The following is a 1,729-nucleotide window of genomic DNA, read 5'->3' as shown; positions in this document are numbered from 1 at the left end:
CAGTCGTTCGGCACTCTTCTCGCCATAGTCCGCGCCGGTCTTGGCGCCAACCTCGAGCTCCATTAGTCGCTCGGCGGCAAAGCCAATCATCTCACGCAGTAAATCTGCATCGCCGCTCTGTTCGACAAGCGCGCGAAGGTCCATCATAGGTTTGGTCATCGGGTGTCATCCTTGGATCAGATTGAGTCTAGCAACCCGACCTTACTAAGAAACCCGATGGCCACCTGAGCTACACCACCCCGTGGGACACGATCCGCGGAGCGCTTGATTGAACAGCATTTCCGGATTTCCAAGAACGCTAACAGCACCGCAAAAACAGCACAGCGGTTACGCGCGATGGCCTCCGAATATCCGAGTGACAGGGTCGAAGCGGCCTGCCTAAGGGCTTTGGAGGTTGAAAAGTGCGGCGCTTGGAGTGTTGAGAGTATCCTTCTAAACGGCCTTGATCAACTACAGACACCCGTAAAGGTCGATGAGCCGATGCCGGTCCCAGCGGCAAATGTGCGCGGCGCTGCGTACTTCGCAACGCTACTCTCACAACGGAGCGGAGAGCAGGATGTCTAACAATCAAATATTCGAAATCCTTAGCGAGCTCCGGTTATCAGGATTTCGGGACGAATTGGAGCATCAGCTTCAGAATCCACAATACAGCGATCTGCCAATCGAAGACCGGATCCTACGAATGCTGCAGGCAGAGACGGAACGCCGCTACCGCAACAAGATAGACCGCCTCATGAAAGCAGCCCAGTTCAAGTATCAGGCTGCACCGGAGGAGATAAATTATCGAAACGGGCGAAAACTGGACAAAGCGGAGATTCTGTCCCTGCTGAAGTGCGACTGGATCCGAATGCATCAGAACATCCTGGTCTCGGGGGCTTCTGGGACTGGTAAAACCTGGCTGGCCTGCGCCTTCGGTGTCGCCGCGGTTCAGAAGGAGTTCTCGGTGAGATATGTACGGGTCGGGCTGCTGGCCGAAGAGATGATGTATGCGCGCCTTGACGGTAGCATCACTAAACTTCGGGCAAAACTGGCGCGTCTGGATCTCTTAATTATCGATGATTTTGCACTGAGCCCGATGAGCAAGCAGGAACTGACTGATATTTTTGAGATCATCGAAGACCGATCAACCGAAAGCTCTACGATCATCATAGCACAACGATCCCCTCATGAGTGGTATGACTACATAAATGATCCTCTGCTGGCAGATGCGTTCATGGATCGAGTGCGCAGCCGAGCACATTTATTGCCGCTGGAAGGGAAGTCGCTCCGATAAGTTTAGCCGCGCAAAGTTAATAACATTGCGCGGCTAATTGTTTGACATTGAGGTGGCAAAATGACTGACATTTCGCACTCCTCCATCATACGGGATAAACTATCCCAAAAGATGGACCACTTCAGCGGGGCAAGACCAGGAGAGATCTGCCCCTTAGAAGGGTTCAAATGCAACGCTTACAATGGACCACTCAAGTGGGGCAGACCACGGCGTTTCGTGTCCAGGCGGTCGAGGCAATGCGCGGGTTGATTTTCGGGATCAGGATGACCCTAACGAAAGATGCGCCCGATGGTCACAGCATCGCGCATTACGGCGATCTCGCGGGCATTCTTGGGCTGGTGGATGCTTATAAAAGCAAAACCCCCGCGGATTGCGAGGGTTGGGTCGGAAACGTTGGTTGCGGGAGTAGGATTTGAACCTACGACCTTCAGGTTATGAGCCTGACGAGCTACCGGG

General features: G+C 53.7%; 2 protein-coding genes and 1 pseudogene. 1 reads left to right on the top strand and 2 read right to left on the bottom strand.

Annotated elements, in window-relative coordinates; genetic code table 11:
• Window positions 1-159: pseudogene (locus VSX56_RS20530) on the bottom strand (IS256 family transposase); the annotation flags it as partial.
• A 397-nt stretch (window positions 160-556) separates the two neighbouring features.
• Here VSX56_RS20530 and istB point away from each other — a divergent pair.
• Window positions 557-1,273 carry an IS21-like element helper ATPase IstB gene (istB, locus tag VSX56_RS20525; RefSeq protein ID WP_350939373.1) on the top strand — a complete coding sequence of 239 codons (717 nt, stop codon included), beginning with the start codon at window positions 557-559 and terminating at the stop codon, window positions 1,271-1,273.
• Window positions 1,274-1,542: 269 nt separating this feature from the next.
• Here istB and VSX56_RS20520 read toward each other — a convergent pair.
• Window positions 1,543-1,729: hypothetical protein (locus VSX56_RS20520; RefSeq protein WP_350939372.1), on the bottom strand; the 187-nt coding region annotated here is incomplete at its 5' end.

The sequence above is a fragment of the Thioclava kandeliae genome (genome assembly GCF_040297545.1).
GTDB classification, from domain to species: Bacteria; Pseudomonadota; Alphaproteobacteria; order Rhodobacterales; family Rhodobacteraceae; genus Thioclava; species Thioclava kandeliae.
Note: the sequence above shows the minus strand (reverse complement) of the source record. Positions and strands in the feature narration are given on the sequence as shown.

Bases quoted from the DNA above. Each gene is read 5' to 3' on its own strand.
- istB (WP_350939373.1), top strand. From the start codon at position 557: ATGTCTAACAATCAAATATTCGAAATCCTTAGCGAGCTCCGGTTATCA.